Raw genomic sequence first — 26,560 nt, forward strand, 5'->3', positions numbered from 1 at the left:
TGATCGGGGGAGGGTATTCTACACAAATGGACTATTCCAAGAATCCCATTCTCCCTGGGAAGCATTGTTACTTAAGAGGTCAAACCATATGCACTATTGGCATTAATGGTTGTAGTGAAGCCGTTGTAGCGCAGGCTGCGTATGCAACAAATCTAGATATCCATAAATTCGAGAAAGGTCCTAGTAGTATTGCTGGCGTTGATGATTATTGGCCATTTCAATTTGGTTCAGAGCTAAGCGCTATGAAGTCGTGGAGAGTTTCAATCAAGGCGCAAAATGATGAATTTGGATACAAGCAGAAGGGATTGTATTGAGAAATTGGGTATAAATTTTCAGGATGTAGTAGAAAGGAAGCGTCAGCAGTCGCTTATACCCTGTGCCCAGCGCATATCGAACTGGATACAGTCTCTGCTGACCCCACCAAGCCTTTAAAGCGGCTGTAAAATTACGGCTGAGATACAACCAGTGTTTTGCTTATATACCCAGGCGTTCGAGTATGGGGGAGCCTTCTCAGAAATGGAGCCGTGCTTTCTGGGATCTAAATGTCGACCGTTCCAGTCCGCTAGCTTTAAATAGCGATCCAGCCGAAAGGGCAGCCCTTTCGGCATATTCAGTTTCTCACTGGCTACTCCTCCTGATACGCACATAAATCTCTTCGCGGTAAACAGGCAGGGATTTGGGGGCATTGATCCCTATCTTCACTTGATTGCCCTTAACCTCCAATACTGTAACTGAGATATTGGTTCCAATTCTCAAGTTCTCGCCGGTCCGGCGCTTTAAAATCAACATGGTCATTTCCTGCAGAGATTAAAAATCGTGTGCGGATCTTCCGCATGGGGGATGCTTGGTAAGTAATGGGTGGCAGAAGTGAGCGGCGGTGCACGAGAGCGGTAAGCGTAGAATAAGAAAAGACAGACGCAACGCTGCCAGAGCTTGAAGAATCTCTTCAAGCCTCTGAATCTGCTCCACTTTATTGAAGACGAGCGGGTTTCTAGCGTATTATCCACTGAGCCACTTTGATAGTTTGGTTATCAATTTGGTTAGCTGGCCCCTGGTGTGTCCGCACCTTGGGTCAGCGCCTTTTACTTACTCTTACGTCACGCTACCGTTCTCCTTTGAGAGATGGGGTTGGAAAACTCTTGGGTCTCTTGATCTTTTGGTTGCGAGCCTATTCAGGCATACTCAATTACGGCCAAAATATCGATAAATATCTGTCAATTCTACGTAGCTTTGACACTAAAGCAAACTGAATAAAATCTAATAAGATTATTTTCGTGCCTATATTTTATGGCCTATTCATCCATGGATAGGGCATGGAGCACCCATAGATTGAAAGTTGTAGGAAGGTTTCACGGTGAGTTTTTGTAGATTCTTAATTATAAGTTTTGGATTGGTAGCTTTGAATAGGTGTGGTTTGAATCATGTAAAGCTTGTCTCCGTGATTTAGGCCGTAAGTAGCCCATCCAGCTTCAATGGTGAGAAAATTCTAGTTAGAGGGTATTTGCGTATTCGCAATAAAAGTAGGGCTCTATATCTAAGTAGAAGTTTAGCTAAAGGGCGATTAGTATAATGCAAGAGGCTGCTGGCTTTCTCCACCGCCTCTACTCAACTCGCCCAACCTGTAAATCGGCCTTCCAAGTTTTGATTGAAGTAAAACCCGTGCTTGGAATTGATACCCAATCACTCGTGGGCAGGAAGAGCGCTGCCGGCAATACCACCGCGTTTTCTAGGGGCTATATACCGACTGTATTGGTTCAAAAGTTCCACATAAGAAAGTGTAACTAGTCGGTTATACCTTGTACTTAGAGTTTATCGAGGTTGTATTACCGCCTGAACTGAGCTCGCTCAGCCTTAAGGTGACTTTAATAGTATTAATTGGGATGGTGAAGTAGCCATCCCCCAGTACATCAATATGCTAACCTGTCTTTGCTGCTTAAATTAATGTATAGACAGATTTCTTAAATCAGCAACATTTGAATGAACACTACAGTCATCTGTGCTCTTTATTACTACATCTCTTCCGGCTGCCAGTGCTGATAAAAGAATACTTAAATACATCTTCCCTTCTTCAGTGGTTCCTATGAAAGCAAATGAAAAACTAGTATTTGTTGAGCAGGCTACTTCCCCGGTTGGAGCGTCTTCAGTTTCAATAAAGACTTTTCCTTCATCTTCAGAGCTTGTATATGAGGGGGCCTGTATGAATTTGGGAAATCTTTCCTGAATAAACAAACTCGGCATTGCTGAATGTGGAATAAAAGCCCAGTAAAACCACTACCAAAATTCTCATTTTGATTTCCTTGTAGTAAATTGTAAAAAATATAAAGGTGTTAGTGTAGAGGCTGTATGGTACAATACTTTGACTACGCTGCGCTAGCAGCGTGCAAATTTATATCGTTTGCCATCCCATCTATTTAGTCTGCTTGGTTGTGCATGTAGGTTCGAGAAAGCATTTGATCCTTGTTTCAATTCCATGGCGCTTATAACTAAGATTATTTTTATTTCTCAAGCATTGGTTTTTGGTTGGTGAGCCCTGCTACCAATCCGTCAACATTAAGTTCATTTTTGGAAAGATTACAACTTAGTTTTAATTGGGTGAGATGTGGAAGGTGTTTCTGGACGCCCGAGGGTTGAAAGGAGCAAGAATTAGGTTTTGGCTTTAAAAATTGAGGCTTTAGGTAAAAGCCAAGAGGAGTGGAGGTAGCTAGGGAAGGAAAAAATAATCAGCAGGGTGCTCTAGAATGGTAGCGTCAGCGATCGCTGATGCCGTGTACCCAGCGTTTCCCGAGTTTGATACAGGCTTGTCGCGATCCAGTCAGGCCTTGAAAACGGTATTCAAAATTACGGCTGAGATACAACCAGTGTTTTGGTGGTACTCCCAGGCGTTCGAGTATAGGGGGCGCCCTTAGAACTGGAGACGCGCTTTCTGGAACCTAAGTGTTGACCACTTCAGCCTATAAGCTCCAGGTAGTGATTTAGTCGAGACTTCTTATATTTTGAATAACTAGAAGTAGACGCTGTTCGCTTCCTTTGGGTAAGCTTATTGGAAGGCGGGTTTGTGCTAAGTAGAACATTAGTTTTCTTGGTGGCGATTAGGGGTAGATAAGCCACCTTGCCGGGCAGTCAAGTTGACCTTGTCCGGCAAGAATAATAAGATTTTCCCCTCTATTTAAGAAACTACACTGGAAGTAATGATGAAGAAAATTATAGCCACTAGCTTAATGGCGCTTTCCATGCAGGCAGTTGCAGATAAAGGCTGGATTGCTACAGATGTTGAGGTAACAGCTGTTACAAATACCAATTCTAATGGCCAAAGCTTTTCAGTGGTTGTGACTGATGGTGATGGAAATTATCCATGTGAAGATACAACAATAGGTTTTCCTCTTGGTGCTGCAGGCAAGGAAGGCGGGGATGAAGGTATTCATAACAGAGCATTTAGCTTAGCCATTACAGCCTTAACTGCTGGGAAAAGAGTCAGCATATATAGCTATTCTGACAACTCAATATGTAGTGGAGCAGCACATATTAAGTTGCTTAAATAAGCTTATCGGCCTAGGTGCATCCTCACTGTATCTAGGCAAATTTGTAAAATTTAAGCTCTAGACTCTTTAGTGATCATAGATTCGTCCATGCAACGCATAAACCAGTTGATATCCATCGATCTTTCTCTCCAGAGGGCGATAAGCACCTTGAGTTTTTCCATATCATTGTGATCAAGGGGGCTGCCCTGAATATAGCATTGAGCTAGTATTGATGTATTAAAAGGCTCTTGCCAGCGATGAATGACTTCAGTGTCGGACTAAGTTTTGGCCGTAGTTGAGTCAATATAGAGCATAAGATGATGGTAGTGACTGCTCATTACCGCATAGGCTGCGATATCAAGGGCAAAGGTACCAGCCAGTTTTTGTATTCTGGCCTCAATCCAGTGACGTCGGTGCTCATAGTTTTTCCCAGACTGAGCATCTCTAGCAAAGGAATGCCCTACGTACACAGCGAGAGATGCAATGATAATAGGGTGCCGCATCAAGAGATATCTGTGAGTATCAAGGTGGGGTCATGGAATTAAAGGGTATCTTTTTTATATCCAGTATTTTGTGGAGATCCTTACACTAAGTTAATGGATTTAACATTTAAATATATTTCTTTGATGAGTGCCCGAAAATACGGATGCTTCTTTCCGGAAATACGTTCGTTGTTTTTCTTTCGGTTTCGAGTGAGTTCGTCTCAGAATTAGGTGTAAAGGTTGATACCTTTAATTGTTGGTGCATTAGCTCCATTTGAAACTCTCTTTTTTTGGGAGGTGAAGCAGCTGGGAAAGAGTATCTGAGTGCTATTTGATAGGTGGATTATTTTTCTTTCTTTTGTTTTTATATAGAGTTAATTGCGTGATTTTCACGATATAAAAATGTTAAAGTTGGGCGGCAAGCTGCCCAGAAGATAATTGTTGTGTGAGTTATATAGAATGATGAATAAAATGTATTTGCCTTTTAAAACAGAAAGCTTATGATGATTGCTACTCTAATTGAAGCGTTGATTCTGCTTAATTTATTGTTGAGTGCCGGGTAGGAGAGGTGCAAAATTGTGCTATGATACACAAGCCTCACCTTTTTATTATAGTGATTTTTAGGATATATTGATGAGAAGAAGTATAACTGCAATGTTAGCAGTACTCTTAATGAGTACATCTGCGCTAGCTGAAGACTGGGTAACTCATACGGATACGATTGAGAAGTTAGATGTTTGGCCTTCTGGTAGTAATGCGTGGGCGATATCGATTGTGCCAAGTACAGAGCCCAATGCAAGCTGCCCCGATGGCTTTTACATTGAGCAGAATGCGGTTAACAGTTCTGCGGCTTATAGTACTCTTTTGACCGCTTTCAGTATGGGGCTTCCGGTATCTATACAGTTTAAAGTATCTACTGCTTTAAACGATAACTGTAAGGCGAATCGAATAAGGTTAAAAGCTTCTTAAAGGTAATAGTTTGATTTTGCGAGCGGCGGATCAGACGGGTTCGCCTTCTCTGGTTTTTGTTTCTGATGCCTATTCTAATGGCTATTTCTTTCTGGTTTAGAGTTAAGCGCTATGAAATCGTGGGGAGTTCTACTTGGGGCTCGAAACGGTGGGTTTGGATAAAGACAGAACAGATAGTGTTAGAATATTGGGTGGAAATTAGTAGGATTTAGTAAGCGAAAAATTCAGGACACCTATTGGTTAAAAGGTGATATGGGTCGGTCATACAGTTGGCAAGGGCTTATACATCTACCAAGCCCTGGGGCTTAAAAGAGTGCTGCACGATCACCTTCGGGATTGGCCTGGCACGTGAAAACCTCAGCCTCAACAGCAAGTAGATCAATTGATCTTTTACAGAGTTGTCCGCCAAAAAGGTGCAATGGAATTCGGACGTTTCTATTTCACTGTGATCAAATGGATTACCCCCTAAAAACGCAGGGCTAATTCGTAATCTTTCAATAGTTGCTGGCAGTGGGTATTAACCTTAAGGTTTAGTCAGGTGTTTAGGGGTTCCGAATCGATAAAATTACAATATGGTTCTAACATTTACTTTCGTATAAATTGCCGAACAAATTCGCTGTGTATAAAATAGATAAGTTGGATTTTGCCTCATTTCTAAAAAATGAGACAAAGTTATTATAACTGGTACAAATGAAATAATTATCGTCCCAAAATAGGGATAAGGGTTTATAATGAAAAGTCAGTTAGCGGCAATTATAGCGGCAGGTTTGCTGAGTGCTAATAGCTATGCAGCAGAATACTCCGGATGGACAAGCATCGAACAAATTTCTCTTGGATGGGGAAGTAAAAGGGTTAACTTAATGTTAAAGGATGAGATGCCTGATCCACTTGATTGTAGTGATGCTAATTTAATGGTACAGGCAGATGAAAATGCACCGAATTTAGATCATATCCTTTCTATTGCTCTCACCGCTCATTCAGCAGGAAAAGAAGTAAACCTGGTAATCGATGATGAAAGCTGTTCAACTGGCGGTAATATTAGATTGCTTTCTCTATTGATTAGATAGTTAATAAAAGTAAAAGTGATATATATCTAGGTTAGAGGCGGTGCGACAACTGTAAGGCAAATTGAATCAAGCTAAGCGCACCGTATAAACGGTCAGGTTTTACAATAGACAAACTGATTTTTGTAATTTTAGATTACGATAGGTGTTGCTGATTTTTTAAACGGGACAATTTACTTTGTCCCGTTAGTAGATAGAAGCACAATAATTTTTTATTGGAGTGTTAATGTGAGATTTTTTTCGTTATTTTTGATTTTTTTCTCTGCTAGTGTTTTTGCGGACTTTCCTGAAGAGCAGGGTGAGATTAATTTTCTACAGGTCCATAAAACGCCTGAGTCAGACTCATCCTTAGGGAATAGATTTATTGTCAGGCTAGATGGAGATATGTCTGACGATACTTGTGGTGGTGGACAGTGGACTGGTTATTTGACGTCTGAAGCTGGTGCGGCCCAATATTCAATGCTGCTTTCTTCTGTAATGGCCGGGAAGAAAGTGAAGATTGAAGGAAATTCAAATGTGATCTGTGAGGGTACTTCCACTCTTATTCGAAATATTTATTTGGTGTTCTAAGTCAGCTTTATAGTGGTTTCGCGCTGAGGGTGTTGGAGTGTCGTTTTAATGAATGATCTTCAGCGCATTAATAGATCTTATGAATTTGACAGATTTCATTATTATCATTTTGTTTTACTGGTTTTGCATGCCTCCTAAGTACTATATCTTGCGCAACGATTCAATTTTGAAGTAAATAAAAGTCTTTTGAAACGGCTATAGTTGCTAGACCTTATTTCTTAAAGCTAGTTAAGCTTAATTAGCGGTTAGTAGTTCTTAAAGTGTTGCAACATACCATTCTCTGAGTATTCCAAGGTTAATAGGAAGGTTTTTGAGGTTGGTATAATTTCTACGCCAACTCTGTCATGTATCTTTACAGATCCATTTTTTTCTCAAAATTAATTCTTGAAATATCTGCTAATCTTACTACCAGCGGGCTGGCGGCATTTATAACTATAAGCGGTCAATGGGTTAGGTAATGCAGGATTTTCTAGATCATTTCACTACCCTGATCGAGTGGGCAAACCTGCTTGCCTGGGGTGGCGTCGGTGGCATCTGGTGGCTTGGAATCTTGATTTTAGGATTGCTGCCGGCGGGGCTCTACTTTTCTATTCGGACTCGCTTTATACAATTTCGTCACTTTGGTCATATGGTCAAAGTCATGATTCGTGGCATCCATAAGGAAAATGAAAATTCAGTAACCGCATTTCAGGCATTTGCCACTAGCGCAGCTGCGAGAATCGGCACCGGAAATATTGCTGGTGTGGCTGTGGCTATAACCGCTGGCGGGCCCGGAGCGGTGTTTTGGATGTGGCTGGTGGCCTTGCTGGGGATGGCTACCAGTTTGGTGGAGAATACTCTCGCGCAAACTTACAAAGAGCGCGGCGATGTTCCCGGGGCGTTTCGCGGCGGGCCTGCCTATTACATTGAAAAGGGGCTGGGACCACAGTGGAAATGGTTGTCCCTGACTTTTTCAGTTTTTCTCATGATTTGTTACGGATTTACCTTTAATGCTGTGCAGTCAAATACGATGGCTGCCGCATTGTATGGAGCTTGGGGTGTAAGCCCTTTATGGGTGGGTTTTTTTATTGCGCTCTTTGCCGGGATTATTGTTTTTGGCGGTATTCGTTCAATTGCGCGCTTTGCCGGTATTGTTGTCCCTTTTATGGCAATTGGTTACTTGTTGGTAGCATTCTATGTGTTGGTCGCCAATATTGCTGAATTACCTGGGGTGCTGTTGGAAATTCTGGCAAATGCCTTCGGGTTTCAGGAGGCTGGGGCGGGGGCCTTTGGTGCGGCGGTGGCCAATGGAATCAAGCGGGGCCTGTTTTCCAATGAAGCTGGACTTGGCTCCTCGCCGAATGTCGCTGCTGCTGCAGATGTAAAACACCCAATGGTGCAGGGATACGTGCAAATGGCATCGGTATTTCTCGATACCATTATTATCTGCACTTCCACGGCAGCAATTATCTTGGTGGCAGATGTCTTTATGGTCGGTAATTTGGAAGGGGTTGAGTTGGTTCAAGACGCGCTGGCGAGTGAGGTGGGTACCTGGGGGAGTAGTTTTATTGCTACTGCATTGATGTTTTTTGCCTTTACATCAATTATCGGTAACTACTATTACGGCGAAACCAATATTTATTATCTCTACCACACTCGAACATCCATCTTATGTTATCGGCTATTGTTTTTGATGTTCGTACTTTTTGGGGCTTGGGTGGCAGATACGGGAAGTGCAGAAAATTTTGTCTTTCTTTGGCGTATGGCCGATGTCTCGATGGGTTTTATGGCATCGGCAAACCTTATAGCTATCTTACTTTTGTCTGGTGTGGCCTTTAAGGTAATGGCAGATTACGAGAGCCAGTTGTCTTCCGGGGTGCGTGAGCCGGTGTTCAATGGAAGTAAATTTAAAATAAAAGGCATTGAGCACGATGTTTGGGGTTGATACCAGTTTGAGGTTGATACCAAGAGTGCTCAATGCCATCCAGTTACAAGCTGGGCTTGTGCATCGCCAGATAGAAAATAGCGACTACTTGCAGGAAGGCAAGTACACAGGCAGTGATTCTAATTGGCTTGGAGAAGTTGGGGCGCAAAGCAAAGATGCCAGCAATAATGTAGCCAAATACCAGGGCTACTTTCGCAGCTAGCCAGGGCGATGTGCCCGGGTTCCAGCTGCCGAGAACCACCAGTCCGGCAGCCGCAGCTAACAGCAAGGTGTCGTTGAGGTGTGGCACCCAGCGTAGGGGGCCATTTCGCCAGCCCGTGTTGTGGCTGAACTCCAACCCCACTCTGATGGTAAACAGCAGGATACTGAGCGCTGCGGCGGTCATGTGGACGTGTTTTATAAGGGCATAATCAATCATGGTTATGATCTGCTGTATGTTGACCAAGGTGTTCTGTGTGCCTTCCATGCAAAGGGAAGGTGTGATTCTAGCCGCCAAAGCATAACGACATGCTGCGGTCGGATGCAATATGTAAAGCGGGGAGGGCAAGAAACCTGCTGCTAGCGATATCTCATAAGTTGATACCGTTAGCAGTAGGTACAGATCATATCTGTCAGTTTGCTTTGGTGCTGGCGGGGCCCATATGCGCGAGATTAGTTCAGGTTTCTGATCTGGCCATACTTCATCCGTTGCGCTACGCCATGTTCAGCCCGAATCATGTTTTCGTTAATGGCTAGCGGGTCAGTAGGTACATTACCGTCATCGTCACTGAGCCCGACAGTGGCGATCTCCTCACGCAATTCCATGGAGCCACCTACCCAAATCCAGCCGCTAGTTCTGGTTGAGATCAGGTTGTTACGGTTTGGGATAGTTATATTGTTATAAACAATATTTAGACCGCCATTGGCAATGCGGGCCATGGTTAAGGGAGCATTTTGCTGGCGGAGCACTCTACCCATGGGAGCCTGGCGTTCATCCGCCAGGAAAGTGGAATTTGCACTGCCCGACAGGTATCGCCCGCGATTACAGCGGTCAGCGTGGACCAATTCATGGGCCAGGGTGATATAGCTTGGGCAATTCCCCATTGCCACGGTGCCGTTGTTGGCCAGGTTGGCGGTTTGCAGGGCTGTATTGTTCCACATTACAACTCCGCTGGAGCCGCTGCTCATCACTTTGGCCATAAAGCCTCTGTCTGGGCTTACTAGTGGGAGGTAGCTCTTAAAGCCGCTCCATACCTGATCCATCAGCCACTGGTCGGGACGAAATCCGAGAGCGTGGTGCTCAGTAATTCTGGTGTCGTGGCGGCTGGTAATTAGTCGGCGTAGCAGAGTGGTGCTGTTTGCCCTCAAACCAGCTGCAGTCAAAATACCAACTCCCTCTGTAATTCGCAGCACATGTCGCCCCCCGGTTCGGTATCGCTCCTGTGTATAGGTAAGCGCGGTACCGACACCGCCGACAAGAGTATTCAGGGCAGCCCTTACTTGTGTGATAAACGTGATATTACTGGAGTCAATGCAGAGTCCCATTGTTATTCTCCCGTCCTGCTCGCAATACGAATTATCGTGGCTGAGAAAAGCTGTGACTTTTTGAAGTTTCTTAAATGGAAATTAATACGTAAGCAGCATAAAGCTAAAGGTATTAATCGATATGATTTTGATAATAGTGTTCTGTACTTGCCTAGAATTTCTGAACTGAAAAGTTCTCTTTGGTCAGGTTGTATGTTTTGTAAGCGAGGCAGGATGAATTCCTGGAAAATTAAATTTTTTTTTGTAATTTTTTTGAAATACATCTTGTAACTATCTAAATGATTATTTTAGGGATGCCTCTACGACTCTACTCCCAACTGGTACGTTTTGCTATATATTTTATTTTCCATGATGATTATTTTAATAAATTTAAATAATTGCCTGTTGAGCAGTGTTGGAGAGCGCTATTTGGCAACTTACTACTGGGGTGGAAGGAAAGAATACACCGCACTCGAGACACGCTGTGAATACATCCCTGTAAGCTCCTAATCGGCATCCATGCCTCATAGGGTCCCAAGCGTGGTGTATTCTTTCCTTCTCCCTTTTTAGTATGTGCTTGTCTGCTTTTGGGTACTGCGAAATGCTAAGTTTGGCTTGCATTGTGTGTTTTCTTGGTTCTGATTGGGCCTCAAGGGATGTAGCTGTAAAGTATTAAGGAAAGTATTTGGGGGAGAGATGTGGGATTAACCATTAAATTAGTGCTGGTGTTAGTTGTTGTTGCGGGTTTGATTCTGGTATATGCAACTGTTTCCTATAGCAAATATAAATGGGTAGCGGTTGAGTATCCCGTTGATGTTACAAAAAAGGGAAGACGTGAATTTAACTTCCGATCGCAATTAAGTGTGCCTTACGAGCTGGAGTTGCAGACAGAAAGGGTGCTTGATTTTCGCGAGCAAAATTGTCGGTTGGGTATTCAATTTCTTGATAAGGAAAAGTGTAAAGATTATTCTGAAACGCTGGCTATCGATTGGGCAATTTTAGAGGAGGGGGTCGAGGTTGCAGTGGGTAAGAGCGGTGACAAGGCCTCAGGATTTTGGGGGGCAACAATGGGAAAAACACTGCATGTATTCGAAATAATAAAGGGCAGGAATTAGCTTCTGTGATAGAGCCTGACCCTGCATTTGCTGTTGCGGACCCGGTGCTTAAGGCGGTAATTGATCGGGTAGAACACAAAAGTGCCGTTGTTTACTCCGGCCTGCTTAATTTAACTTCTTATCTGCTTATTGTTATCGCTGCTGCAATTTGCTTCATTGGACTTACTACTGGGGTGGAAGGAAAGAATACACCGCACTCGAGACACGCTGTGAATACATCCCTGTAAGCTCCTAATCGGCATCCATGCCTCATAGGGTCCCAAGCGCGGTGTATTCTTCCCTTCTCCCTTTTTAGTATCTTCAAGTGGCTGACTTGAAATTGCTAGCTTGAACCACACATAAGTAGATCCAAATGGCGATTTGTAAATGGGTTTGATTTATCAGGAGGAATCTAAATGGCCCCACTGTTAATAAGCGTCAAACTCTAGTGTTCATGGTACATTTTGTACAGCGTGAAGGTCGTTGTTCATAATCAATCGAAAAAAGGATACGGCGATATGTTAAAGGCGGAATATCAAGAGCGCGGACCAGTGCCGCAGGATGTTATTGAGGCGGTGTCCTTTGATACCCCTGAACTTCAAGAGGGGCAGGTGTTGCTGGAGATGCTGGCAGCACCAATTAACCCTTCAGATGTTCTGACCCTGACGGGCGATTATGGGATGTTGCCTCCTCTTCCTGCGGTTGGAGGCAATGAAGGTGTTGCCAAGGTCGTCAAACATGGACCTAATGTTACCGCGCCAGCCATTGGCCAGGTCGTTCTCCTGCCGGTAGGAAGCGGCACCTGGGCTACACATATGGTGGCCAATGCCCAGGGGCTGATTCCGCTCCCGAATAATGTAGACCCTCTACAGCTTTCCATGATAACGATTAATCCGCCAACAGCTTACTTGCTGTTGAGCGAATTTGTAGATCTCAAGGAGGGGGATTGGGTTATTCAGAATGCCGCAAATTCCGGTGTGGGGTCTTATCTGACAACCCTGGCCAAGTTGCGGGGCCTGAAAGTGATCAATGTTGTCCGCCGTGAGTCTTTGATTGAGCCGATGAAGGCCGCAGGCGCTGATGTGGTTCTCGTGGATGGTGAGCACCTGGGTAAGCGAGTGGCTGAGGCTACTGGTGGTGCTGAGATCAAGCTAGGCATTGATGCTGTTGGTGGAATGGCAACTGCTCGCATGGGTGAAGCTCTGTCAAATGGCGCAACCTTAGTGAATTATGGCGCGCTTAGTGGGGAACCTTGCGTTATCGCACCGGGGATGATCATCTTTAAAGATATCACCGTGCGCGGGTTCTGGTTGGCCAAATGGTTCGGCTCGGCATCCCCAGAGCGGCAACAGGAAGTTTTTGGCACTATCACAAAGCTTGTAGCGGAAGGTAAGTTATCTGCACCAGTTCATGGCACATACCCTCTGTCTGAAATTAAAGAAGCGGTACGAATAGCTGCGGCAGGCGGGCGTGACGGCAAAGTACTGGTTGTTAGTGAAAGCCTTGCCAGTTGAATTCTAAGTATTAAATAGTACCCCACCAAAAGTGCCACCTGATAAGGTGGCACTTTCGAAGACAGTTCCGTCATTTTTTCAGAGCTTTATTCCTCAAATGCTACCCTTGATGTCAGCTCTGACTTTTCATCTAAATTTATCTGCTGCCCATTGCTTTCTAAAAAGCGTTAGTTCGTGGAAATCGACAACGACGAGTTTGTTGTTTATATAAAATTTTCAACTTATGTGGACTTTAGTTTTTCTGCCTAACTTCATGGAGATTGCTGCCAGCTAATGGAGGAGAGTACCGGCGCATGCCTTGTCTTGTCCCAGGAAGTGCCAAAGCGCTTAGGGGAAGAGTACCGCTCATGCCACCAAAAGTTGGTAGACATTGCGCTAGAGTGCGATGGATTACGTGAGGTCAGTTTGTTGGAGCCCGTCTCTAAAATTCAAAATGAGTGGGTTCAAATTTTTCAGTTTGAGACAATTACTCAACTGGAGGAGTTTGTTAGTAATGGATTATTTAAAGACCTGATTATTTTTTTGGAGAAGCAGTTTTCTGTTGAGGTGGTGTCACAAGTTATAGCTGAAGCTGATCAGTTGACAGTGCCGGTGACAATTGTGATTTCCAAGAGTGTTAAACCAGAGTACTTTCGCGAATATATGGAGTGGCAGGAAAAGATAAATGAAGCAATTAAAGCATTTCCAGGTTTTTTGGGGGCAGGTCTTACCAAACCTATAAAAGGCGTTCAGGATGATTGGGTAGTGGTGTTTCGGTTCGATTCCAATAAGCATCTTGATGATTGGCTTGACTCTGATGAACATCAGAAGTTGGTGAAATTAGGGAAGGGTTTTTTTAGGGATGTAAATGTAAAGCGGATAGGGCACGGATTTGAGGATTGGTTTACTCATGCTCGTGGACGAGCCAACAATCCTGGGCCCGCGCAGTGGAAGATGGCAATGCTGGTTCTACTGATGTTGTACCCCATAGTTATGGCCATTGAAATATGGCTGTTGCCCTTGGTGAAGGACTTGCCGTTTGCATCAACCAATTTTGTTGTGAGTATGCTGATTGTTTCTTCACTTTCGTGGGTGGCTATACCCGCTATGACTAAAGTTTTTAGAGTTTGGTTGTCAGATACATCAGGGAAGCTAACTCGAGTAAATTTCATGGGAACTTTAGTCGTTATAGTGCTGTATTTTATTTTGATAATACTTGTTGGTTGGGTAGCTAAATTGCCCACAGTCTAGGGTGGTATATAAGAGATTCTAGGGCTATTTTTCATCGAGAGTCTGTCGTTATCTGCAGTTTACGGGGCCAATGGTTGGCAAGCTGGAGCACATTTAGTGAGCAATTTAAAGAATCGGTCTGAGAGTAAAGACTGGCCAGAGTTACCCTACGCTGAGTCGGTAAATACGATTGCCACCCTGCATATGTGGATGCAAGTTATTGGCAAGATTCGCCTGGTACAAACTCCTTGGATCAATCACTCCTGGCATGTTCCTTTATATATTACCGCCAGAGGGCTGGAGACATCTCTTATCCCTTATGGAGGGCGGTCGTTTTCTATTAGCTTTGATTTCTATCATCACGTACTGAAGCTGTTGACCACTGAGGGGGGAGAATGGGTATTACCCTTGGAGTCCCGCACAGTATCTGATTTCTACTGGGAAGTAATGGCTGCACTCAAGCAGCTAGGTATACCGGTTGAGATTAACACCATGCCATCCGAAGTGGCGGATGCGATACCCTTTGAGAGGGATCAGGATAACTACGAGTATGATCCCGAATATGCTAGGCAGCTGTGGCAGGCGTTGGTGCAAATTCATCGGGTTTTCACTGAGTTTCGCAGTCGTTTTATTGGCAAGTGCAGTCCAATTCATTTTTTTTGGGGAAGTTTTGATTTAGCACTTACCCGTTTTTCTGGCAGGGAGGCGCCTCCGCACCCTGGAGGCGTTCCACACTTTCCCGATTGGGTGGCCAGGGAAGCCTACTCTCATGAAGTTAGCAGTGCCGGTTTTTGGCCTGGTGGCGGTGGTGTAGATGGTGCTTGCTTCTATTCATATACTTACCCAGAGCCCCAAGGATTTCCCGAAGCAAGGGTCGCGCCCGCCTCAGCTTACTATTCCAAAGATCTGGGTGAGTTCTTGCTGCCCTATGATGCGGTGAGAGCTTCACGCTCCCCCGATGAGGCGCTGTTTGATTTTTTGCAGAGTACTTATGAAGCCGCAGCCGATAAGGGAATGTGGGATAGGTCTGCCTTGGAGGAAAGTTTCCCCCCACAAGCCCGGTAGAATTTGTGGGGGCTTTGCTTACTCTCTGCTTTTAAGCTGCTCGATAAATGCATCAGATGCTTGTTCTATAAGCTGGAGAATATGTTGAAACCCTTCAATACCACCATAGTAAGGATCGGGCACTTCAGCTAAATCACTATCTTGCAACACTGATAAAAATAACCCTAGTTGGGCGCCTGATGAGTCAGGCTGCAAGGATTGCAATGCTTCCAGGTTATCTTTGTCCATCGCAAAGATATGATCGTATTTTGTAAAGTCGGTAGTGGCTACCTGGCGAGCGTAGCTATTTTCAAATGAATAGCCATTTTCTTCACCAATAGCCAAAGTTCGCGGATCTGGTCGCTTACCTGCGTGGTAGCTGATAATGCCCGCAGAGTCGACGGAAACAGGAATACCCGCCTGCTGTGCCTTGGTGCGGAAAACGGCTTCCGCCAAGGGAGATCGACAAATATTACCGAGGCAGACAAATAATATCGAGAGAACTGAATTTGCTGTCAAAATTGCTCCAAGATACTTTGGGTAAATTAAAGAGGGGTATTTTAATCAAAATATCGAATGTTTACACTTTGGCTATCAGGGGTAATAGAAAGCACAGCTTTAGTCTCAATATAAAAGGGCTGATTTTCATTTGAAAAATAGTTGGGGTTAAGCTGCTTTTGTGTGAAAGAGACCGCATTCTCTGTTGTCCAGTAAGCTTGCTCTGGCCCCCAGTTTTCAGGCTTTAGCTCGTATAGTAAGTCCAAAGTATTTTCAGATAGCTTGTAAACCTGTAAGGCATTTTCATTAAAACCGGCATCCAGGTCTTGTTCGGCAACAAAAAGATATCCGCCTTGCGGAGACAGCAAAGGGTAGCCGGCAAGAGAATATTCATGGCCGTTTCTCAAGTCTAGCAAAATATAGGAATGTGCTTCCCAGAGCTGTTGATGAATCAGTAGCAGGTTATCAGTTATTTGATCAATTGCAGAGTAGGTTATATGTTCTGCGGGATTATTAGCGGGAAGGATGTCTGTGTACGTCAGTGATTTTCCGCTATTCAGGGCTATAGTCAGGTGCCTTGGTTGCGTTCGCTGGATATGGTCGACCTGATTACTCAATCCACTTTCGATTGACCTTGCACAGTCTAAGGAGTTGTGAATGTCAGGACATTCAAATTTATCTTCAAACACACTGAAATGCAGGCCCAGGCAATAATTGGGAACTACTACTAAAGCTGACAAGGTAACGAATATCAGCGGATTTCTCAGCCCCAGCTTAAACGAGAACTTCATCCTCATAAGTGCCCTATAGATGCTCTAGCCAGTGATTTTGTGCCGCGCACTGAATAGTGCCACACACCCGCGAACTTCTATTTTGTACTCCTTAAATCGACTGGCAAGGAATTTATTGAGGTCCTCTTCACAATCCTGGGTATTAGAAAATATCCCTTTCTTATTGTAGATAGCCATTAATTTCTTGGCAGCTCCACTTTTCGGTACGCCTTCAGACAGGATGGTGGAACCAAATACGGTGCCTGATTCCGATAGCAGGGTTGCGACATTATCCAGCGCAACCAGTTTTTCTGACAGCTTGCCGGGAAGGCAGTGAAATAGGTAATTTAAGGAAATTGAATCAAAAACTTCAGTCTCTAAAGTAATTTTATCCAGGACATTGCAGCGGAACTGTGTTGGATTATACCGAGCCACTCTTTGCGCTGAGATATCCAGGCTGTTTTGGTTTAGGTCCATCAGGGCGAGGCGGACTGTGTCGGAGGGGAAATGGCACCTGTCCATAAAGTAGCCCGTTCCAACACCTACATCCAAGTGGTTGGAGGATATATTTCGATTGAAGTGCTCTAGTATTCCAGGAGTTGGGCACTTCCAAATAAAGCGGTTTGATATGCCCAGAACCCACATATCATAAAGCCAAAGTACGGGTTTGGAATAGACAGCTTGGCCTTGTTCGACCTCTTTAGTGATTGTCACTTCAATCTCCAATGTATGACTGTTGTGCGGCTTTACCAATAAAGGAGAGGGGATGTATTTACAGTGTATTTCGAGAGTATTGTTTTCACTCTCTTCAGCCCCAGTAGCAAGCCGCTTATTATTGTTCTATGGTACCACCTAATGTGGTGCTAAACAGCTGAGTGTTTCACAGAGGATCTCTAATCGCTGCAGAGTTCTTTAGTGGCACATTCTCACTCATCAAACAGGCTAAAGTCATACTCCTGCAAGCGCTCCTGTGCAAAGTTCAAAAACACGTCAATTTTCTTTGAATCTTTTCGCTTTACTTTATAAATAGCACCTACAGTTTTATCTTTTCGCTCCAGCTCAGGGAGTACCTCTACCAGTCGCCCCTTTTTGATATCCCGTTGGCAAAAATAGGAGGGAAGCTTGGCGATGCCATTCCCGTTTAATGCGGCTGCTCGGGTATGGAAAGTTTTGTTGGAGATTAAATTTCCATTGAATTGGTAGAACTTCCCATCAATTGACCAGCCATCTTCCAGGCCGTCAAGGCGGGTTAGCATGATGTTGTGTTGGCTGAGCTCGGCAATGGATTTGGGGCAGCCGTGTTCTTCCAGATAGGTCGGCGCGGCAATAAAAATAGGGCGGATACTAAATAGGGGCTGGGCGTAAAACTGGCAATCGGGCAGGGTTTCCCATACGCGAAAAGCAATGTCGATATCGTCCTCGATTAAATCCAGGTGGTAGGGGCTGAAGATAAGCTCCAAGCTGAAATCGGGGAATGCTTTCTGAAAATCATTGCAGATATGACTGAATACTTTTAAGCCGAGGGTTTCCGGAAAAGTGATTTTTAATTTTCCTCGGGTGAGCGTTGCCGCCTCTGCAATCTGGTCTTCCAGCTCGGTGAATGAGCTGATTATTTTTTGCCCTTTCTGGTAAGCAATCCTTCCGGCGTCTGTGACAGCGATTGCCCGGGTGGTGCGATTGAGTAATACCTGGCCAAGGGCCTGTTCAAGTTGGGCGAGAGTCTTGCTTACGGTGGGCGTAGACAGGCCCAAGTGCTTGGCAGCTTTGCTTAAGGAACCGTGATCAACAACACTGCAAAAAACGTTGATCAAGTGGTATTTGTCGTACTCTCTGCGCACAGACTGTTTCCTTAAAGCTAAAAGATCTTTTCAATATATCCCCTTTGTTAAATTAAAGTAAATAGTAAACTGCTTCCCCATACTAATCGACCAGGGAGATAAGGCTATGAATCCGTTAACTTGTCATTGTGGAGCGATTCATTTCAACAAGCTTATAGATGCCCTGTTTGTACCATCGGGCCAAAGGGGGCACGCTGATACTGAAGTCGCTATCCATATCAGCGATCCTGAAAAGTCACTGCGCAAATACCACTTTAAAGAGGGGGCTTTACGGGAGAAGGCATTCTGCAAGCACTGCGGTGCAGAAATCTATGCGATCAATCGTAGCGGCGAACTAGTGCACAATCTATCAGCAGAGGCAGCCTCTCGGCCGAACTATGCCGGTGTCCTTAATTACGGCTTTTAACTAGCAGCACCTACTGATTGTGCAGTTTTGTCAGTAGATGCCTGCCGGCTTGCTATCCAGAGGCTCTTTAGGCCTGAGTGGTTAAGTACTTCAGGATATCGACAACCTGTGCGGGGGTCTGTGCCCAGGCCTGGGCGGCACCGTCCACTTCCTTGAGTGCGTGCACCAAGGATTCATCGTGAAGTGTGATATAAGACTTGCCTAAGGCTGCACAAAAGCCGGCATCAAATGCGGCGTTCCATTGTTTGTATTTCTCTCCAAATCGAATCACCGCCAAATCACAGTTTTCAATCAGGTGCTTGATTCGGATTGCGTTAACTTTGGCAGATTTGTGATCCCGCCAGAAAGCGTTCTGCTCCTCACCCAAGCCATCACCAGCGGCATCGCTGGCATCGTGGTTGGTGACTGCGGAAGAGAAGGAGATATCCAGCCCTTCTTTTTGGCAACCCTCGATAATTTGCGCACGCCAATCGGAGTGGATTTCGCCGGAGAGGTAAACTTTAAGCTTCATTGAGTGGCCCTTTAAAACTGGAGACTAATATGCAATTTAGAGTCACATACTAGCACTTGGAAGCTTTGAAATCCGGTAGTTGTTCCAGTTGGGAGGGACCTGAGAGAGATCAAATGGACATAGGCCCTGTGCGATCAGGGCCTGTAAGGCATTTTATTATAGGACTTGCTGCTCAAACTGGACATCTTTGGGGAATTTCTCTGCGGGCAGGCGGGTTGAGTGCAATTGGGCTACTAGCCACTTGCCATCGATTTTCTTAACAATGGCGCTTTCCAACCACACCGCTTCTTTATTGCCATCCTCGGATTTAAAAATGGACTTGGTCCAGTAGTTGATGGTCAGCAGGTGCTCACGCTCTTCAAAATTGATAATGCTGAAGTAGTTGATTCTTTCCAGCTTTGAGGAATTGGGCTTCATTACGGCGATAAGGTCTTCAATATCCCAGACTTCACCGTGCTCAAGGAGTATAAAATCGTCGCTGACGCCGTCTCGCATAGCCTGGTGGTCCAGGTTTGAAAGCGCAGCAAACAGCCCATCTATCGTTTTAAAACCCTCGGGTTTCTCTACCGCTTGTGCGTTGATTGCGATCAAGGTAAGTAGTATTGCAAAAAATGATCTGATCACAGGAGTACCTCTGTGGTTATTTTTTAGGGGTGTGAAAAAGGGGGTATTTTAGCCGAGTCGGGCCCTAGTTGAATTACTTCGGTAGCAACTTCGAAAGCAACTTGGATTGCGCCGCAGTGACTGAAAGTCGCTTCTTGGGGATTGGGCCTATTCTAGCAGGGATTACTCAGCTGAGGCTGTGAACCGATAGGCCTTTCAATAACTGTTGGGCTTTTTTCCCGATATATCTCCCTTGCTCCGGGGACCTTTGGGTTTGGTTACTCCATTGTACCCCGTGCCAGAGAATACAAAGGTAACCGTAGATCAGCTGCCATAACCCCAAGCGCTGATTGTCTTCAGGTGACACAGTGCGATTAAGATAGCACTCCAGCAAACTATTTTGCTCTCGCTGATTCAAGTTGTGTTCCTCTACCAAAACAGCGAGGTCATAGAATTTATCCCCCATTGATGCGTACTCCCAGTCGATAGCGTATAGCTTGTTAGAGGGAGCCCAGATCAGGTTGCCAACCGTTAGATCGTTGTGACACAGGCAAAATTCGTCGCCCATCCGATAAGCAGCGTCAATTAATTGCGGAAGTTTCTCTTGCAGTGTGTCGAGCAAGTGGAAATAACTGGCTCGCTTATCGATAAACTGCCTGTAACTTGAGATTTTCTCACCGATGTTTAATTGGGCATCAATTGCAGGGGAACCGTGTATACGGCGCAGCAGATCGGCAAGTTTTTCCAAACTGTGGGCGACATTTTTATCCCAGGGAGTGCCTTCAATATAGCGGGTCAGCAAATATCGGTAATGCGGGTCACAGTAAACCAAAGGGGCACAACTGTCGGAATATGTGGCAGCTTGCAACGCCTGCTGTTCAGCAGCCCTGTCGAGATTGAGCTGATCGCTGATGCCGGAGTTTATCCGCAGCACCATCAGCTGATCGGCGGACTCAACCAGAAAGGCGTTATTGGTCAGCCCCCCAGCCAGGGCCCTGACCACCCTGGGCCGGGCCTTGCTCCAATGATGCCAATCGTTGGGGATGATGTTGCTCAAGTCCTGGCTCATATCAGTTGGTCACTATGCCGCTGCCATTGTTTGAGGAGCGCTATCGGGTTGTTGTTTCTCTTTTCGGAAAATGGCCAACCACTGGAAATAGCCAATCACAACCAGCACCAGGTACAGCATAAACAATACGGCAGTAAGGTAGAGTTCTCTGTCCAGGTAGAGATAGATTGAAGCTCCGTCTACGACAATCCAGTAAAGCCAGTTCTCCAGTACCTTCCGGGTGACCATATAGGTGGTGACGATTGCCCCCAGAGTCGTGAATGAATCCAGGTAGGGGAGGGCGGCACTGGTGTTGTGATCCAGCAGGTAGCCGATCAGTAAAGTCAGTATCAGGGTAGCGCCAATAACTATCGAGTGGGTTTTTCCGCTCCAGCGGTGGATTTTCAGATCGTCCTGCTGGTTTCGGTGATTTCGCCATTGCCACCAGCCATAAACTGCCATCAGCAGATAGAAAACCTGTAGTGCAGACTCCATTAACAGGCTGACATCCCAAAACAGAAACAAGTAGATCGTCGTACTGACAAAGGCGGCATACCAGCAGCTGATTTTCTCTCTCATGGCCAGAAGTAAATAAGCCAGAGCCAGTATTACAGCGGCTACCTCCCAGAGGGACATGGCCGCAATCGAAGCGCTGATTGCGGTGCTGATATCCTGGTCAAACATGCGCTTCTCCCGGGGCCAGGTCGCCGTCAATAAACTTGCATACAAAAATGGCGCGGCCAAACTGCTCGTAGGATTTGCGCATTTCCAACTTGAGCACATCCATCAATAGATCGTAATTCCCAAACACCTGAGTACTCATTGTATTGGTGATTACCTTGAGTTCTGGATGGCTGTTTAACTGTGCGATAAACGCTTGAATAGCCGGGATGTACTCGTCCTTTAACGGATACATACTGATTTCGACAGAGAGCTGCATAATTTCCCTCTTGATAGAGAGTTTTGGAGCAGCGAAACGCTGCCCCAAAGTCACTGAGTGATTAGAAGGTGTAGGTGCCTGTTACCCCGGCAATCCGGGGCTCACCATACTGATAGTAGGGCTCGGGTGCGTAGCCGTTGGCCGGGTTGTTGCCATATTGGTTACTGAAGTAAAACCCGCGCACATAGTAATCTTCATCAGTCAGGTTTCTTCCCCACAGGGCAACATCCCAGTTATCTCCCTGGTAGGTCAGGCGAGCATTGACCAGTTCGTAGGCTGTGGATTTTTCGTCGTGGCTGTTTGAGAAGTAGAATTCGTCTTTACCCTCAAGCTCCAATCGCAAGATCAGGTTGGGAAGCAGATCGATTTCTGTACCGGTGAAGAACTGGTAGTTGGGGGCGTGAGCGATATCGCGGCCATCCAGATCAACCGCAGCCAACACCGTTCCTGCGTAGTCATCTCGGGCATCGACGTGGGAACTGCTTTCGTAGTCTTCGAATTCTGCATTCAGCCAGCCAGCAGAGGCGAAAAAGCGCAGGGCGTCGGTAGCCTGATAGTTCAGTTCCACCTCAAGACCAGTAGTACTTCCGCCGGCTGCATTGGCAAGGTAGTCACTAAATGAGTAGTCGGCAGGGTTAAAGATAGAAACCTTGGCCTGAACGTCATCCCGGTCCTGGTAGAAAGCGGCAACCTGGGCTTGCAAACGATTCTCCAGCCAACTGCCCTTAATACCTAATTCATAGTTGAGCAGTTGTTCGGTATCGAACTCGAACATGTCACTGTTGATCTCAGTGTTGCTTGTTGATTCTGAGATGATTCTGCCGTTTACACCGCCGGCTTTATAGCCCCGGGAAACCGTAGCGTAGAGCAGGGTGTTGCCGGTGTAATGGTATTGCAGGGAGATATTGCCGCCCCACAGATTTTCACCATTATCTGCATCGATGTTATAGGAGTCAGAGTAATCGGCTTCGCGTCTTTCCAGTCTAAGACCGGTGATCAAGTTGATCGCTGGGGTGATTTCCGTAGAGAGCTGGCCGTAGATGGCAGAGTTTTCAGTATCAAAAGTGCTGCGGAAGTTCTGGTTGCGATTCAGGTCCTCGCGCTCCGTGCGGCCGTAAAGGCCCACTACCCAGTGGCTGCGATCCCAGAATAACTTGGACTCTTCGGTAGAGAGTGCGCGAAGGTCAATACTGATATTGTCTTTATCGCGCTGGTAATTATCCGTGGAGCTGTATTCCCAGGAATGAAAGCCGACATAGCTCCAATCCTCATCGTAGCCATATTCTGTATCTGAATCGGCGAGGCTGAGAGTGCCTTCTAGGGTAAAGTTCTCGTTACCAGACCATTGAGCAGTCAATGCGCCGGCAAAGGTTTCCTGGCGATCCCAGCCGGGCTGGTCAGATTGGGTTTCGCGAGTGTTATAGAGAGAGAAAGCATCGTAGCCGTTATCAACATCGATATAGAAGAGGGTAACGCCCAGCTTTAAATCGTCGGACGGGGAGTAGGCCAGCTTACCGCGCAGTACAGACTCATCAATATTACTGGTGTCATCTCGGTTGAGATACACATTCTCGGTATAGCCGTCGGATTTGCGTTTGCTGGCAGCCAATCGATAGCCAAGAGCATCGCTCAAAGAACCACTGGTAGCCGCGGACAGACTCTGTCCATTGTACTCACTTAGCTCGGCGGACACCTTGGTGGTTGACTCACTGGTGGGCGCTGCACTGGTCATGTTGATCAGGCCGGCCAGGGCATTAGCACCGTACACGGTGCCCTGTGGACCCCGCAGGATTTCCACTTGGTCGATATCCAGGGTGCTGGCTGCGAGCCCCAGGCCAGTAAAATCGATACCGTCGATGATCAGGCCTACAGAGGGGTTTACCGGATCGATAAACTGGCTGCGCTCACCAATTCCGCGAATCTGTACAAATCGTCCCCTGGAGGCGCCGGAGGAAAAATTCACATTGGGCGCCATGTTCAAAAGCTGGTCCAGATTGGCCGCGCCCCGCGCATCGATCGCGCTTTCATCCAGTACGGTAACACTGGAAGGAAGCTCCAAAAGGTTGGTTTCCCGTAGCTGTGCCGTAACCACCACTTCCTCAAGCCCGGTCTCTGCGGTATTAGCGGTGGCGATACCGGCGAACAGGCTGCTGGCAAGGCTGACAGACCAGGCAATAGGGTGGGTGGGAAACTGTTTTTTCATGGTTCTCTCTCGAATAACGGCAGTGAAAGAGACCCGGAGTGCGACGTGGGGAGGTTTTGCTTTGTCTACCTATTCCTACGCCGGTATTAACCGGATCAGGTTCAAGGGTTTGTCGCGACAGACCAATTTGATCCCCGGACATCTCAGGCAAGGCCACCCCTTAGGTTTTGCGGGCGCGATGATAGCAGAAACTGGGGTATAAAGTGGTAAAAGCAAGGAAGGGAAAGCGCTTATGGATCAGGTATCTTACTTCAGTGGCAAGACGGCACTGATTACCGGTGGTGCTTCTGGAATCGGTGCGGCCTTGGCCTGTCGACTGGCAGCATTTGGGGCTCAAGTCATTATCGCGGATATCCAGCAGGACCTCGCTACGCAGGTTGTCAGCCAAATACAGGAGTCCGGTGGGAGAGCATCGTTTGTTCACTTGGATGTTCGTAACTATGATCAATTTTTTCAGGTCATTAGTGAAGTATCTCCGTTAGATTTCCTTTTTAACAATGCTGGCGTAGGAGTTGGAGGATATTTTTCCGATCATAATCTTGAAGATTGGAAAGCGGCGATTGATATCAATTTGTTTGGCGTTATTCATGGGCTCCAATGTGGTTTCCAGGCCATGAAGCGCCAGGGCTCTGGCCATATTATCAATACTGCCTCGATGGCGGCTTTAGTTCCGTCGCCAGCAATGGCTGCCTACTCAGCTTCCAAGAGTGCTGTGGTAGCAATATCAAAGGCTATTCGCCCTGAGGCCGAGTCCTGCGGTGTACGAGTGAGTGTTTTGTGTCCCGGGGCAGTATCAACGCCGATTTTGCAGGGAGGTGGCGTCAATGGGCGGATGCCAACTCCCATTCCTCCTCAACAGCAGGCAGAAATGTTCGAGCCTCTGGGGCCAATATCTGCTGATGCTTTTGCAGAAAAGGCTTTGTCTCAAATTGCAAAGAACAAAGAAATCATTGTTGTGCCAGCAAAACTTAAGTTGCTGTGGTGGCTGGAAAGATTGTTTCCTTCTTTGTTGTGTCGCCTTTCCTTTAAGCAGATGGAAAAAATACTTCAGCCTTTGGGACTAAAATAATTGTATCTTTGGAAAGGTGGAGTAAATTGGGAAATGATAATTTCCTGTGACCACTGTGGTGAAGTTTGGGAGTTTTCTGCTGAGACCCTGTCGAACATTCAAGGAATAGCACGGAATTTTCCTGAGGGGCGCATTACTGCAAGCTTACTAAAGGCGCTGAGAAGGGAACTTAAGCTGCCCATGCTCTACAGCAAAAATTTTGCTAATCATTTGACTATGAGAGAGGGATGCTGTTTTTACTGCCAGGAGCCCCTGGGCATAGAAGAAGCGTTTATAAAACACTGTCGGGGCTGTGGTGCCTTGAATTTGGATCGCAGATTTGCTTAATGGGGAGCAGCTTATTTAGAAGCACCCGGCGTGCCGAATTATCAGCATGCCGGGGTGGGGGCGGGGCAGCTTTATGCCGCTAATAGCAGAATCTAATATCCTGGTTTGGAGAAAGTATATCTATGAAGGGACTGGTGGTTGTATTGTACGACAACAATATGAAGCTCTGTTCAAATTATTCACAGATTAAGTATTATTTCTTTGCTAATAGAGCTGGCGGCTTACGCTTCCTATTTGGTACCCCCTCAGAACTTGATTCGATTTTCTGTTTTTCTGGCTCTGAATGATAAATTGCTATTTTTCAGGGGCACAAGTTAAGTACTATCTAGTCTAGGCATCATGCCAGTACAGTCTCTGTCTCCAGCTACGCCAAAACCATTCACTTTTTTGTGTTAATAATCAGGGTAAGTAAAAAGGAATTTATTTTATGAGCAAGTTTAATTCTCTACTGTATTCGATTGTTTTAATTGTGGCTTCTCATTGTGTGTCTGCCGGTGCTATTAAGAAAGAGGTGAGCAGCTTTGAGGACGTCCAGAATATAATTGAAGAATCAGCTACCCCAATAAATACGTTACTGGTTATGGATAATGATGACACCTTGAGTATGATGCCTTGCGCTGAAAAGTCTCAATGTCAATATCTTGGTGGCGCAGCTTGGTACTCATGGCAGGAAACTTTATTGGAAACCGATCCTAATTCAGGTTTCCTTGTGGCAAAAACAAAAGAGGAGTTGATTAATATATCCGGTTTGCTCTTCTCTGTGAGCAATATGGTTTATACAGATGACAATATTGTGCCGGTACTTGACAGTTTGAGGCAAAGTGGGGTGCGATTGATGGTTGAAACTGCAAGGGGTGATGCAGATGTTTCAGCTACCGAGAGACAGTTCAAACGCTTGCCAACCCCGAATACGTCCTACCAAAATTTATTAGAGCTTATTCGGTCAAATACTCTCAACTTCAGTCCAAATAATCAATTTAGCCTTGCAAGTCCGTTTAAGCCCTGTGATTTAAGTGAGGCAAGGCCAGTAAGCTATCGGCAAGGTATTATGTACTTAGCAGGGCAAGATAAAGGCTTTATGCTTGACTGCTTGCTGCGATCCTACAATTCTTCGGCTAATAGTAGTGAGCACTACCTAATTTCCAACATTATCTTCATTGATGACAGTTTTGAGAATGTCGAAAGTGTTTACCAGGCATTCAAGGACAATAAGAAATATGAGGTAATAGCCCTGCACTACACCCGTCTAAGTAAGCACAAGCAGGATTTTATGGACGGGCCTCAGAAAAAAGCATTACAAGAAACTGCGAAAAAGAGATGGGAAACCATCATGGCGAGTCTTAATAGTGCGCTATTAATGCCGGCTGTTGAAAACTAGTTTAACTTCCTTGTAACTAAGCTCAACGGCTCCATTTCTAAACTGTCATCCAAGTAAAAAGGGAAGTGTATACGTCTA

Annotated in this window: 30 protein-coding genes and 1 riboswitch; of the genes, 15 read left to right on the plus strand and 15 right to left on the minus strand. The window is 45.7% G+C overall.

Features of this window, described 5'->3' with window-relative positions; genetic code table 11:
• The first annotated feature begins 26 nt into the window (after nt 1-26).
• Entirely contained in the window at nt 27-314 is a 288-nt protein-coding gene (locus tag ACJJI6_RS02900; RefSeq protein ID WP_444933512.1) for a hypothetical protein, read from the plus strand.
• 304 nt (nt 315-618) lie between these two features.
• On the opposite strand, the gene csrA is transcribed toward ACJJI6_RS02900, so the two are convergent.
• The gene (csrA, locus tag ACJJI6_RS02905) at nt 619-789 is read right to left on the minus strand and encodes a carbon storage regulator CsrA (RefSeq protein WP_444933511.1); all 171 of its coding nucleotides are present in this window, start codon (nt 787-789) and stop codon (nt 619-621) included.
• Nucleotides 790-1,938: 1,149 nt separating this feature from the next.
• Complete coding sequence (locus ACJJI6_RS02910; protein WP_444933510.1) at nt 1,939-2,229, minus strand: hypothetical protein; 291 nt, start codon at nt 2,227-2,229, stop codon at nt 1,939-1,941.
• A 962-nt stretch (nt 2,230-3,191) separates the two neighbouring features.
• On the opposite strand from ACJJI6_RS02910, the gene ACJJI6_RS02915 reads away from it, so the two are divergent.
• Nucleotides 3,192-3,539 (plus strand): DUF5992 family protein, encoded by a 348-nt coding sequence (locus ACJJI6_RS02915; protein ID WP_475712453.1) that lies wholly within the window; start codon nt 3,192-3,194, stop codon nt 3,537-3,539.
• Between the two features lie 257 nt (nt 3,540-3,796).
• Here the strand turns inward: ACJJI6_RS02915 and ACJJI6_RS02920 are convergent, their stop codons facing one another.
• Entirely contained in the window at nt 3,797-4,021 is a 225-nt protein-coding gene (locus tag ACJJI6_RS02920) for a hypothetical protein (RefSeq protein WP_444933508.1), read from the minus strand.
• Between the two features lie 612 nt (nt 4,022-4,633).
• On the opposite strand from ACJJI6_RS02920, the gene ACJJI6_RS02925 reads away from it, so the two are divergent.
• The 4 genes from ACJJI6_RS02925 to ACJJI6_RS02940 all read left to right on the plus strand — a co-directional run bounded on the left by ACJJI6_RS02925 (nt 4,634) and on the right by ACJJI6_RS02940 (nt 8,527).
• Nucleotides 4,634-4,969, plus strand: a complete 336-nt coding sequence (locus ACJJI6_RS02925) for a hypothetical protein (RefSeq protein WP_444933507.1) — start codon at nt 4,634-4,636, stop codon at nt 4,967-4,969.
• A gap of 731 nt (nt 4,970-5,700) precedes the next feature.
• Nucleotides 5,701-6,036, plus strand: a complete 336-nt coding sequence (locus tag ACJJI6_RS02930; protein WP_444933506.1) for a hypothetical protein — start codon at nt 5,701-5,703, stop codon at nt 6,034-6,036.
• A 225-nt stretch (nt 6,037-6,261) separates the two neighbouring features.
• Complete coding sequence (locus ACJJI6_RS02935; RefSeq protein WP_444933505.1) at nt 6,262-6,603, plus strand: hypothetical protein; 342 nt, start codon at nt 6,262-6,264, stop codon at nt 6,601-6,603.
• A gap of 457 nt (nt 6,604-7,060) precedes the next feature.
• The gene (locus ACJJI6_RS02940) at nt 7,061-8,527 is read left to right on the plus strand and encodes an alanine/glycine:cation symporter family protein (RefSeq protein WP_444933504.1); all 1,467 of its coding nucleotides are present in this window, start codon (nt 7,061-7,063) and stop codon (nt 8,525-8,527) included.
• A 43-nt stretch (nt 8,528-8,570) separates the two neighbouring features.
• Here ACJJI6_RS02940 and ACJJI6_RS02945 read toward each other — a convergent pair whose 3' ends face one another.
• Together ACJJI6_RS02945 and ACJJI6_RS02950 are read right to left on the minus strand one after the other, a co-directional pair.
• Complete coding sequence (locus ACJJI6_RS02945) at nt 8,571-8,945, minus strand: SirB2 family protein (RefSeq protein WP_444933503.1); 375 nt, start codon at nt 8,943-8,945, stop codon at nt 8,571-8,573.
• 233 nt (nt 8,946-9,178) lie between these two features.
• A complete protein-coding gene (locus tag ACJJI6_RS02950) occupies nt 9,179-10,051 on the minus strand; it encodes a M91 family zinc metallopeptidase (protein ID WP_413662402.1) in 873 nt (290 codons plus the stop codon).
• Nucleotides 10,052-10,728: 677 nt separating this feature from the next.
• On the opposite strand from ACJJI6_RS02950, the gene ACJJI6_RS02955 reads away from it, so the two are divergent.
• The 5 genes from ACJJI6_RS02955 (at nt 10,729) to ACJJI6_RS02975 (ending at nt 14,912) form a co-directional block, all read left to right on the plus strand.
• On the plus strand, nt 10,729-11,145 hold the full coding sequence (locus ACJJI6_RS02955) for a hypothetical protein (protein ID WP_444933502.1): 417 nt from the start codon (nt 10,729-10,731) through the stop codon (nt 11,143-11,145).
• Nucleotides 11,146-11,150: 5 nt separating this feature from the next.
• Nucleotides 11,151-11,372, plus strand: coding sequence for a hypothetical protein (locus ACJJI6_RS02960; protein ID WP_444933501.1), 222 nt, complete (start codon nt 11,151-11,153; stop codon nt 11,370-11,372).
• A 270-nt stretch (nt 11,373-11,642) separates the two neighbouring features.
• The gene (locus ACJJI6_RS02965) at nt 11,643-12,638 is read left to right on the plus strand and encodes a zinc-dependent alcohol dehydrogenase family protein (RefSeq protein WP_475712454.1); all 996 of its coding nucleotides are present in this window, start codon (nt 11,643-11,645) and stop codon (nt 12,636-12,638) included.
• 273 nt (nt 12,639-12,911) lie between these two features.
• Nucleotides 12,912-13,868 carry an antibiotic biosynthesis monooxygenase gene (locus ACJJI6_RS02970; protein ID WP_475712455.1) on the plus strand — a complete coding sequence of 319 codons (957 nt, stop codon included), beginning with the start codon at nt 12,912-12,914 and terminating at the stop codon, nt 13,866-13,868.
• 96 nt (nt 13,869-13,964) lie between these two features.
• Nucleotides 13,965-14,912 carry a DUF5996 family protein gene (locus ACJJI6_RS02975; RefSeq protein WP_413662398.1) on the plus strand — a complete coding sequence of 316 codons (948 nt, stop codon included), beginning with the start codon at nt 13,965-13,967 and terminating at the stop codon, nt 14,910-14,912.
• 18 nt (nt 14,913-14,930) lie between these two features.
• On the opposite strand, the gene ACJJI6_RS02980 is transcribed toward ACJJI6_RS02975, so the two are convergent.
• The 4 genes from ACJJI6_RS02980 to ACJJI6_RS02995 form a co-directional block, all read right to left on the minus strand.
• The gene (locus ACJJI6_RS02980) at nt 14,931-15,410 is read right to left on the minus strand and encodes a low molecular weight protein-tyrosine-phosphatase (protein ID WP_475712456.1); all 480 of its coding nucleotides are present in this window, start codon (nt 15,408-15,410) and stop codon (nt 14,931-14,933) included.
• A 41-nt stretch (nt 15,411-15,451) separates the two neighbouring features.
• Complete coding sequence (locus ACJJI6_RS02985) at nt 15,452-16,078, minus strand: hypothetical protein (protein WP_475712457.1); 627 nt, start codon at nt 16,076-16,078, stop codon at nt 15,452-15,454.
• A 126-nt stretch (nt 16,079-16,204) separates the two neighbouring features.
• Nucleotides 16,205-16,873: a class I SAM-dependent methyltransferase gene (locus ACJJI6_RS02990; RefSeq protein WP_475712458.1), complete on the minus strand. Its 669-nt coding sequence runs from the start codon at nt 16,871-16,873 to the stop codon at nt 16,205-16,207.
• Between the two features lie 212 nt (nt 16,874-17,085).
• Nucleotides 17,086-17,997, minus strand: a complete 912-nt coding sequence (locus ACJJI6_RS02995; protein ID WP_475712459.1) for a LysR family transcriptional regulator — start codon at nt 17,995-17,997, stop codon at nt 17,086-17,088.
• A gap of 106 nt (nt 17,998-18,103) precedes the next feature.
• On the opposite strand from ACJJI6_RS02995, the gene ACJJI6_RS03000 reads away from it, so the two are divergent.
• Entirely contained in the window at nt 18,104-18,403 is a 300-nt protein-coding gene (locus ACJJI6_RS03000) for a GFA family protein (protein WP_475712460.1), read from the plus strand.
• 67 nt (nt 18,404-18,470) lie between these two features.
• Here the strand turns inward: ACJJI6_RS03000 and ACJJI6_RS03005 are convergent, their stop codons facing one another.
• From ACJJI6_RS03005 to ACJJI6_RS03030, 6 genes are all read right to left on the minus strand, one after another.
• Nucleotides 18,471-18,914 (minus strand): YtoQ family protein, encoded by a 444-nt coding sequence (locus ACJJI6_RS03005; protein WP_444893547.1) that lies wholly within the window; start codon nt 18,912-18,914, stop codon nt 18,471-18,473.
• A gap of 156 nt (nt 18,915-19,070) precedes the next feature.
• Nucleotides 19,071-19,538, minus strand: coding sequence for a nuclear transport factor 2 family protein (locus tag ACJJI6_RS03010; protein ID WP_475712461.1), 468 nt, complete (start codon nt 19,536-19,538; stop codon nt 19,071-19,073).
• A gap of 166 nt (nt 19,539-19,704) precedes the next feature.
• Nucleotides 19,705-20,586, minus strand: coding sequence for a phosphotransferase (locus ACJJI6_RS03015; RefSeq protein ID WP_475712462.1), 882 nt, complete (start codon nt 20,584-20,586; stop codon nt 19,705-19,707).
• A 12-nt stretch (nt 20,587-20,598) separates the two neighbouring features.
• Complete coding sequence (gene pnuC / locus ACJJI6_RS03020; protein WP_475712463.1) at nt 20,599-21,249, minus strand: nicotinamide riboside transporter PnuC; 651 nt, start codon at nt 21,247-21,249, stop codon at nt 20,599-20,601.
• On the minus strand, nt 21,242-21,505 hold the full coding sequence (locus tag ACJJI6_RS03025) for a hypothetical protein (protein ID WP_444893550.1): 264 nt from the start codon (nt 21,503-21,505) through the stop codon (nt 21,242-21,244). The genes pnuC and ACJJI6_RS03025 overlap by 8 nt, the downstream gene beginning before the upstream one ends.
• A 61-nt stretch (nt 21,506-21,566) precedes the next feature.
• Nucleotides 21,567-23,708 (minus strand): TonB-dependent receptor, encoded by a 2,142-nt coding sequence (locus tag ACJJI6_RS03030; protein ID WP_475712464.1) that lies wholly within the window; start codon nt 23,706-23,708, stop codon nt 21,567-21,569.
• A 55-nt stretch (nt 23,709-23,763) separates the two neighbouring features.
• A riboswitch (TPP riboswitch) is annotated at nt 23,764-23,879 on the minus strand.
• A gap of 61 nt (nt 23,880-23,940) precedes the next feature.
• Here ACJJI6_RS03030 and ACJJI6_RS03035 point away from each other — a divergent pair.
• From ACJJI6_RS03035 to ACJJI6_RS03045, 3 genes are all read left to right on the plus strand, one after another.
• Nucleotides 23,941-24,777 (plus strand): SDR family NAD(P)-dependent oxidoreductase, encoded by an 837-nt coding sequence (locus ACJJI6_RS03035; RefSeq protein ID WP_475712465.1) that lies wholly within the window; start codon nt 23,941-23,943, stop codon nt 24,775-24,777.
• Nucleotides 24,778-24,810: 33 nt separating this feature from the next.
• Nucleotides 24,811-25,104 (plus strand): hypothetical protein, encoded by a 294-nt coding sequence (locus tag ACJJI6_RS03040; protein WP_444928144.1) that lies wholly within the window; start codon nt 24,811-24,813, stop codon nt 25,102-25,104.
• Nucleotides 25,105-25,531: 427 nt separating this feature from the next.
• Nucleotides 25,532-26,482, plus strand: a complete 951-nt coding sequence (locus ACJJI6_RS03045; protein ID WP_475712466.1) for a DUF2608 domain-containing protein — start codon at nt 25,532-25,534, stop codon at nt 26,480-26,482.
• The last annotated feature ends 78 nt before the right edge of the window (nt 26,483-26,560 follow it).

The sequence above is a fragment of the Microbulbifer maximicatervae (SeqCode) genome, assembly GCF_056232625.1.